This is a genomic window from Geminisphaera colitermitum TAV2 (assembly GCF_000171235.2).
GTDB lineage: Bacteria > Verrucomicrobiota > Verrucomicrobiia > Opitutales > Opitutaceae > Geminisphaera > Geminisphaera colitermitum.
In genome coordinates, this window is record NZ_ABEA03000015.1 from 38495 (window position 1) to 46696 (window position 8202).

General features: G+C 65.9%; 7 protein-coding genes. All 7 read right to left on the minus strand.

The window, feature by feature from the left end; all coding sequences use genetic code 11:
- Positions 1–10: 10 nt before the first annotated feature.
- Positions 11–1213, minus strand: coding sequence for a glycosyltransferase family 4 protein (locus OBACDRAFT_RS02540; RefSeq protein WP_043582536.1), 1203 nt, complete (start codon positions 1211–1213; stop codon positions 11–13).
- Positions 1210–2640, minus strand: a complete 1431-nt coding sequence (locus tag OBACDRAFT_RS02545) for a hypothetical protein (RefSeq protein ID WP_043582537.1) — start codon at positions 2638–2640, stop codon at positions 1210–1212. Before OBACDRAFT_RS02545 ends, OBACDRAFT_RS02540 begins: the two co-directional genes overlap by 4 nt.
- Positions 2641–3312: 672 nt before the next feature.
- Entirely contained in the window at positions 3313–3987 is a 675-nt protein-coding gene (locus OBACDRAFT_RS24855) for a glycosyltransferase (protein ID WP_052360911.1), read from the minus strand.
- A 1-nt stretch (position 3988) separates the two neighbouring features.
- Positions 3989–5023 (minus strand): glycosyltransferase, encoded by a 1035-nt coding sequence (locus OBACDRAFT_RS02555; protein ID WP_043582550.1) that lies wholly within the window; start codon positions 5021–5023, stop codon positions 3989–3991.
- A 20-nt stretch (positions 5024–5043) separates the two neighbouring features.
- Positions 5044–6258 carry a glycosyltransferase gene (locus OBACDRAFT_RS02560; protein WP_043582538.1) on the minus strand — a complete coding sequence of 405 codons (1215 nt, stop codon included), beginning with the start codon at positions 6256–6258 and terminating at the stop codon, positions 5044–5046.
- The gene (locus OBACDRAFT_RS28820) at positions 6258–7244 is read right to left on the minus strand and encodes a glycosyltransferase (protein ID WP_043582539.1); all 987 of its coding nucleotides are present in this window, start codon (positions 7242–7244) and stop codon (positions 6258–6260) included. The genes OBACDRAFT_RS02560 and OBACDRAFT_RS28820 overlap by 1 nt, the downstream gene beginning before the upstream one ends.
- Positions 7244–8202, minus strand: a 959-nt coding sequence (locus tag OBACDRAFT_RS02570) for a glycosyltransferase family 2 protein (RefSeq protein ID WP_052360912.1), incomplete at its 5' end; no start/stop codon positions are given. The genes OBACDRAFT_RS28820 and OBACDRAFT_RS02570, both read right to left, overlap by 1 nt.

Here is an 8202-nt window from a genome sequence, read left to right on the forward strand (position 1 = left end):
CGTTCAGTGTTCAGGGTTTGAGGTTTGAATTTGAGATTGAGGCGAGCACGGCGAGGAGTCCGTCGGTGGCAGCGGCGTAGCTGCAACGGGCGGCGCGGGACTGGGCGGCAGCGCCAATGCGGGTGAGTTCGGAGGCGGGGAGAGCCAAGATGTCGCGGAGTGTGGCGGCGAGGGCGTCGGGGTGGTCGGCGGGAAAAACCCAGCCGGTTTGCCCAGGGATAACGAGGTCGCGCTGGCAGCCGACGACATCGCTGACGAGCGCGGGGCGGGCGAGGTGCATGGATTCGTTGACGGCGAGTCCCCAGGTCTCATGGCGGCCTTGCGAGGGGAGAGCAAAGACGTCGCCCGCGAGGTAGATCGCGGGCATTTCAGACTGGTTGGCGAAGGGAAGAAAATGCACGCGCGGGTCGTCGTTGGCGTGCTGGCGGAGGGTGTCGGCGAGGGGACCGTCGCCCGCGAGAATGAGATGCGCACCGGCGGCGGGCGCAGTCTGAAGGAAGGCGGCGAGGAGGAGATCGGGGCGTTTTTTGGCGGTGAATTTTCCGGCAAAGAGGATGACCCGGTCGTCGGGTGCGATGCCGAGGCGGGCGCGGAGGGCGGCGGCGGAGGCGAGGCGGGCGGGCGTGACGGTGAAGTGCTCCTGGTTGACGCAGTGCGGGGCATCGAAGATTTTTTTGTCGGGCACGCCGTAGTGGCGGAAATAGTCGCGGTTGGCGGAACCGACGGCGAGGAAGGCGGCAAAGCGCGAATAGAGGGCGCGGAGGGCGAGGCGTTTGATCGCAGCGGCGGCGGGGGACCGGCTGGGCGCGCCGCCGAGGAGATGCGAGTCGCCGCGAAAGAGGAGCGGAGTGCGAAGGAGCCCGGCGGCGCGGCGGGCAATGAGCGCGAGGTGGGTGCGATAGTTGTATCCAAAAAGCAGGACGGCGTCGGGCTGAAAGGCGGTGAGGCGGGCGGGGAGGTCGGGGTTGCGCAGGCCGGAGAAGGTGTTGGTCGAGGGATGGGCGGAGAGGTTGGGCACGAACTCGTGTTCGTAGCCGGAGAGCAGGTCGGTGTCCCAGACAAGGGTGTGGCCGAAACCGGGGTCATGGCGGGGGCGGCAGCCGGCGTCCCAGAGATAAAAGACGCGCAGGCGGAGCGCGGTGCGCGCGGCGATCCAGCGAAACCACGGGCTGTAGTACTGCACGGGATGCGAGAGGACGACGGCGAGTTTCATATCAGGAAGCGGCGGGCGAGGTGAGGCGCGAAGACGACAACCACCACGGCTTGAAAGAGAGAGGTGAGCCAGATGCTGAGGGTAAGTTCGTTTTGAAACGACCAGGTCATGAGCACGACAAGGAGGATGCCGCCGGGGGCAAAGAGGGGGCTGCAAGCGCCCCAGCCGGTGAATTTGCGGAAGAGGCAGCCCATGAAGGCGCCGATCAGCGCCATGCCTGCGTAACCGAAATTCGCATACGCCTCGGCGGGCAGGCCGATGGCGATGGTGGTGCGTTTGGTTCCCTCTTCGTCGATCATGCCGTAGTAGATGCCGATGGTGTGGGTGGAAATGTGTCCCACGGGTTTGCCGGGCCACAAAAAACGGGGCACGAATTGACCGGGGGTATCGGCATAGGTTTTGCCGTAGAGGTAGGGCCTAGGGTATGGCGTCTGGTCCACGATGAGGCATACGATCTGGAAGAGCGAGGCGCGATCCACGAGGCTGGCAGGCTCTTCATCTTTCGACTGGCGGGCGTGCAGACTGAGAGAGAACCACTCTTGGTAAAACGCGGGCAGGGTGGCCACGGCGAGGGGGGCTCTGGGCAGGCCGGTGGTTTCGTCCCAGTGGCGCTGACGCATCGCCGACTTGCCTTGGTGCAGGATGCCGAAGAGCGCGAGGGCGAGGATGCAAGGCACCCAGGGAATCCGGCGGTTGCTCGAAGTGTAGCCCAGGATGGCGAGGATCACGGTGGCCATGCTTGTGATCATGACGAGTGAACTGAGATTGAGGAACAACTGGGCCAGGATGGCGGCAACGAGGGAGAAGCGATCGTGCTTTGGCAGTTGTCCGAGCCCCCAAAGGCGGCTGAGGGCGAAGACGGCGACGATGCCGACGCCGTAAAAAACCGCGCGCAGCACGCCGATGAGGCTGGTGGGAATGAGGTCGGTGAAGAGGTTGATCCAGATGTAAACGATCCATACGCAGAGGCCGGCGGTGAGCCAGTGGGTGGCACGGCTGGAGATGATTTCGCTGGTCCAGAATGGAGTTGTCCGGGGTCTGACAGGCGTGCCTTTGAAGGCGAGGAGAGCCGCGGTTTGGAAAGCAATGATGGCGGCGGCGGCCTTGGAAATTGTGTCGGTGGAAACTCCTGCCAGGCCTGCGTGGGCACCAAGGAGCGGCACGGCATAGGCGGGAATCACACCGAGCATAAAAACCTCGAAAACCGGGAAGTGATATTCACCGTGCCTCGCCCAGCGGAGTGAGGGCAGGGCGGCGAGGGTTATCATGGTCAGGCCGAGCAAAAGATGGAGCGGCTCGGCGACCTTGGCAAAGAACAGGAAATAAACAAAAGCCCCGGCCAGCCCTCCCAGGCCGGTCAGGTAAAGGCGATGGCTGCGCAGGCGGAGGGCGGCGTCGGAGGAGGCGTTGTCAGAGGAACTGGTCATCGCGGTGGCAACGGGACAACAGCGGCATCGAAGATGCCGGCGAGTCGGGCCGTGAGTGCGGCGGCGGTGAAAGGGCGGAAGGCGGTTTCGTCGAGGGTGGCGGGCGCGTGTTGCGCGCCGCCTTCGAACCAGCGTTCGCAGACTTCGGCGGCGAGGGCGGATGCCGTGGCCTGGGTGGTGTCGGAAAAAGCGATACGGATGCCAGCGTTGCAGGAGGCGGCGAATTGAAGCACGGGGCTGGCGTGGTGAAAGATCAGCAGCAAAGGGCGGCGGGCGAGGAGGCAGGGGAATATCTTGGAGGCGCTATAAGTTGAATCCGTTGATCCGGGGAGCGTGAGCGCCTGGGCGTGGGCGAGGTAATGCAAGGACTCGAAGTAGGGAATGCGGGCGCAGTGTTCGGTGACGTGAGTTTCGATGCCTTCGGAGCGGGCCAGCGGGAGCGCCCATCCGCGTCCGAGGGGGGGGGGGGCGTAGTCGGTGCCGATGAAATGAAAACGCTGCCGTGCGGCGGCGGCGGGATGCGAGTCGCGGAAGCGTCGGAAGGCGCGAAAGAGGACCGTGAGAGCGAAGGTCATGTCGGGGCCGAGGCGTCCGGTGTAAACGTGGTGAAAAAGGCCGTCGTCGAAGTTGACCAGCGGACGGGCGGGGATGTGGCGCGCGGCGTGCGCGAGATCAGCGTCGGCGGCACCGAAGGGGAGGGCGTGGAGAACCCGGGGGGGGGGGGGGGGGGAGGGGCTGCCTGGGACGGGCGAATGTATCCGGATAACGGATGCGGAGGGTTTCCAAATAGGCGGGAGAGACGGCGATGATGGCGGCGGCGTGGCGGACGCAGTCGGGTTCGCGGCGGCGCGCCTTGAACTGGCTGAGGGCAAACTTGAGCGCCCCGCCGGGCGGGCGGGTGCGAGTGCGGGCATAGTAGTCGTTCACCCACGGGTCCTGGTAATCGAGCACGTAGGGAACGCCAAAGCGTCGGAGCCAGCGGGGGCCGAGGGAGAAGGCGTCGAACTGCGTGGTGCTGAAAAACACGAGGTCGAATTTTTCCCGGGCAAGGAGTGCGTCGCCCGCCCGGCGCAAGGCGTATCCGCAACGCCACCACAGATTGCCGAAGCCGAGCGGACGCGTGAGGCGGGCGGGAAGACCGCGCACCCGGATCACGCGGATGTCGTCGGGGTAGGTTTGTTCAAGCAGGGGTTCGCGGACTGCGCCTTCGATGCAATCGGGCGCGAGGGCCAGCACGACCGGGTCCCAGCCGTGCGCGCGCAGGTGCGGCAGCGCGAGACGCACGCGTTGCATGTCGGGCGCGTTCACGGGCGCGAAGCGCGGGGAAATGATGAGGACGCGGGGCATGTCAGGAGGCGCGGGGGGCAAGTTCGCGGTAGATGACTTCGTAGTCGGACACCGTCCGGTCGAGACTGAATCGTTGTTCGGCGGCTTCCCGGCAGGCGCGGCGCGACAGCGTGGAGAGCCGGGCAATGGCGGCGACGCCTTCCTCGATGTCCGAGGCGAGCCAGCCTGTTTTTCCCGGTTCGATAACCTCGGGCACAGCGCCGTGGCGGGAGCCGATCGCGGGGGTGCCGCAGGCAAGCGCTTCGGCGAAGACGAGGCCGAACGCCTCTTCGCATTGCGTGGGAACGAGCAGGGCGCGCGCACTGCCAAGCAACGCATTTTTTTGCCGGTCGTCCACCGGACCGACGTAGCGGATCATGTGGTTGTCGATCCGGGGCTCGATTTGATCCTTCCAATAACGGGCGGCGTTGGCGTCGGCGGAATGGTTGCCGGCCAGAATAAGCGGATGCCCGGCCCGGAGCGCCATCTGGATGGCGAGATGCGCGCCTTTGTCGGCTTCGATCCGGCTGAGAAAAACCAAGGGGGCGTCGGCTGGCACTTCGGGTTGAAAGGTCAATCGCCGGGTATCCACGCAATTGAAGACCGTGCGCCACTCGCCACCACCGCGCCTGCCGCTTCGCGTGATGAATTCGCTGACGCCGGTGAAGATGATGCGCCGTCCCAGGCGGCGGGCGACCTTGATCTGGCGGGTTCCCGGCAACCGGTGATATGTCATGACAACGGGGATACGGGCGATGAGCAGGGGCCAGGTGTAGAGCAGGCGGCTGGAACTGTGCACGACATCCGGGCTAAAGGCGCGGGCGGCGCGAAAGAGGGCGCAGGCGTTGCGCAGGGTGTGCCGGGGGCGTTGTGAGTTTGCGCCCGGCCAGGGAAACAACCGGTCGCAGGCGGCGGTCGATTCCGCATGGGCGGCCAGGGCCACGGTGTGGCCGCGGCGTCGCAACTCTTCGAGCCACTGGGCGACCAGCCGCTGTACGCCTCCGTAGAGACCGGGCGGGACGGGGAGTTCGGGGTCGGCGGTGAGAAGGATGCGCATAGGCGGGGCAGTGTGGACGATCAGGCGAGCGCGGCTGCGGCGAGCGCGGCGTAGCGGGTGCATTGATGGTCGTGAGAGAGGCGGGAAACAAAGGCGGCGCGGGCGGCGAGACGCGCGGGCGTGATGCGGGCGGGGTTGGTTGTCCAGTGGTTGAGCGCCCGGGCGAGTGAGTCAGGTTGCCCTGCGGTGAAGAGGTTGCCTGCCCCGGGTGCGAGGGAAAGTCCTTCGCGATGTCCGGCAGTGTCGCTGGCGACCACGGCGAGTCCGGATTGCAGGTAGTGGAAAAATTTGTTGGTGATCGTGAGGTTGCGGCTGGGGATGGCGCTCACTTCGAGGGCAAGCCCGATGTCGTGGGCGGCAATGGCGGCGGGCAGTTCACCGGCTGATACCGTAGGTAAAAAATGGATACGGGAATGGAGACCGGGGGCGAGCCGGGAAAGCAGGGATTGGCGGTAGGCCGGCGTGGACTCGCCGCGCAGGTGCAGTTCCCAGAAACCGTGCACCGCTGGAAGCGCGTCGAAGAGGGTTTCCAGCCCGCGCTCCGGACCCATGACCAGCGAAAACCAGTGGAGCGAAACCGGGCGTTGTGGCGGAGTCGTGAAGACAGGTTCGGGGCCGGCGGAAAATGTGTTGTAGATGACCGAGGGGGGGGGGGCGTCGAGTTCATGTGACATGGCCTCGGCCAGTGACCGTGACGGGGCGAGCGCGTAGGGAGTGGAGCGCAGAAACCGGGTTTCCAACTGTGCCAGATAGCCGACAGGTCGTCCGTGACGCTGGCTTGGGGCGAGGTCGTGCGAAAACCAGTCCTCAAAATCCACTCCCACGCGGAGGCCGCGTTGCAGGAGTGACTCACCAAACCAGAGTCCGCCTTCGAAATGGACAATGGTGAGATTGGCAGGCTGCCGGAGCGCATGGGCGGCGAGGGCGTGGTTGGCGTAGCCCCAGACGTCGGCGGAGATTCGCGTCGTGATGGCAAACCATTCCCGTGCGAGCCGGTGCCGGAGGCGGGCGCGGAGCCAGGCGAAGCGGCGCGGGGGCGTGGCGAAGTTGACGACTGGTTCCCATGCCCAGTCCTTGCCGGCGGCGAGACTGGCGTCGCGCGCCGCGAAGTCGGCCCGGTAAGCCATGCCATGCACGGAGACGTCGTGGCCGGCGAGAGCGAGCGCATCCGCCTCCTTCTGCGGACGTGGGGCGGTGCAGAGGTGCCGGGCAATGTAAATGCGGATACGAGCCATCAGGCGAACTGGAGCAGCGAGATGTAACGCCGGGCGCAGCCGGAGAGAGTCAGGTTTTCCAGCACGTAATCCCTGGGCGCATAGAAACCGGAACGCAGACGGTCGAGAAACTGTCCGAGCGCGTCGGGAAAGGCGGTGGCATCGCAAAAACGTTCTCCGCATCGTGCGTCGAAATAGGGCACCGAGGTGGCGGGAACCTTGGGTGATCCCCACTTGAAGCGTTCGGGGTCGAGCCATTCGCCGGGGTCCCAGGCCAGGACGGGCAGACCGGCGCTCATGGCTTCCTGGTATGCCAGCCCCTGACTTTCGTGTTCGCAGAGAAACAGGAGGGCCCGGCAACGCTTCAGCGCGGATGCGTATTCATCAGGGCGATACGCGCCATAACGGATTTCCTCGAAGCTGCAACCTGCCGCGCGGAGGGTGTCGCGAACAGGGGAGATGAGGGTGCGTTCGTAGTGGTCGTGCTCCCAGCGAACTTTGTCATAAAGGAGGAAGTCCGTGGTTTTGGCAGCGCCGGGCATTGGTTTCCAGACGTCGGTTTCAATACCGACAGGCCAGATGGCGCAGCGTTGGTCGCCGTAATAGGGACGGTAGAGATCAATGGCCCATTCGCAGTGCTGCAGGTAGCGAACCACCGGATACTCATCGCAAAGGCCGGGCCATTCCGAGGGGTGGGTCATGAGGGCGACGCCGGCGACAATGGGATTGGGCAGGTCGTAACCAGCGAGGCAGGCCCGGCCCCGGCCAATGACGCCGATGCGCTCGTGCGGGCGGATGTCCCGCCAGGCCGGATTGACGCGAAAGGGAACGCGGAGTTCGCGCAGGCCGGCGGCGAGATTGAGAAACACCTTGTCGATGCCGCCGGGGATGCGCGGACCACGGATGGCCCGGCGCACGATGGGCCGGATCCAGCGGTCTCCCGGGATCCAGCGGTCGGTTTCCGGCGGAGTTTTGTAAATGAGGACGATGTCGGATCGGGCGGCCATCAGGAGAGATGAAATTGATGTTGGAGGATACGGGCTGCCTTCCATCCGATGAGCGCGGCCAGGCGTTCAAAGCGGGGTCCTGAAGCCGGACGGCGGGCGGTTGGATCAAGGCGTCGGGCTTCGCGCAGGCTGGCGCGGGCAAGGGCGCGGGCGGAGGAATGCGGCCAGGCGTGGAAGGCGTAGCGCAGGTGGTTGAGCGCGCACGCGTGGCGCACGCGTGGCGAGTTTTCGTGCGCGAGCGCCGCTTGCTGCACCAGGAGGCAGACGTCGTGTGAAGAGCGCCACGCCGCCGGGTTTTTGGTCTGGCTGAGACTGCCGGTGGCATGGGTCCGGTAGTAAACGCGCGCCTCGGGGCAATGGACGACGCCGGCGGAGGCGAGCAGCACGCGGGTGAAATATTCGCCGTCGTCGTCGAGGGAAAGGGTTTCGTTCCAAGGGCCGGCGGCATGTGCGACCGCGGCGGGGACAAGCCAGGCTGCGGGGTGCATCATGCCGCCGCCGGACCAGGAGAGCACCAGCCAGTCCAGCGGGAGCGCATCGCACCAAACAGGTTCCGGGATGAATTGACTGATGGAGGGATCATCACGAAAGCGAGTCCAGGCGGCGGACGCCACGGAGCCGGCTGGCGCGGCGGCGAGGCGGGTGATCTGACTTGCGATTTTTTCCGGGGCAAGCAGGTCGTCGGCGTCGAGAAACTGGAGGTAGTCGCCGCGGGCGCGGTTGAGCGCGGCATTGCGCGCGGCGGCGGCTCCGCGTTGGGGCTGGCGGAGGAGTTGCACGCCACGGTCTGCGTAGGATGCGGCGAGCCGGGGCGAGTCATCGGTGGAGCCGTCGTCAATCACGATGATCTCGCAACGCGGCCAGGTTTGCGCGAGTGCCGAGTCCAGCGTCGCCCCGAGCCAGCGCGCGGCGTTGTGACAGGGGATGAGGATCGAAACCAGGGGGGGGGGGGGGGGGG

Coding starts and splice junctions, on each gene's coding strand:
- OBACDRAFT_RS28820 (WP_043582539.1), bottom strand. CDS start 7,244: ATGGCCGCCCGATCCGACATCGTCCTCATTTACAAAACTCCGCCGGAA.
- OBACDRAFT_RS02560 (WP_043582538.1), bottom strand. CDS start 6,258: ATGGCTCGTATCCGCATTTACATTGCCCGGCACCTCTGCACCGCCCCA.
- OBACDRAFT_RS02555 (WP_043582550.1), bottom strand. CDS start 5,023: ATGCGCATCCTTCTCACCGCCGACCCCGAACTCCCCGTCCCGCCCGGT.
- OBACDRAFT_RS02540 (WP_043582536.1), bottom strand. CDS start 1,213: ATGAAACTCGCCGTCGTCCTCTCGCATCCCGTGCAGTACTACAGCCCG.
- OBACDRAFT_RS24855 (WP_052360911.1), bottom strand. CDS start 3,987: ATGCCCCGCGTCCTCATCATTTCCCCGCGCTTCGCGCCCGTGAACGCG.
- OBACDRAFT_RS02545 (WP_043582537.1), bottom strand. CDS start 2,640: ATGACCAGTTCCTCTGACAACGCCTCCTCCGACGCCGCCCTCCGCCTG.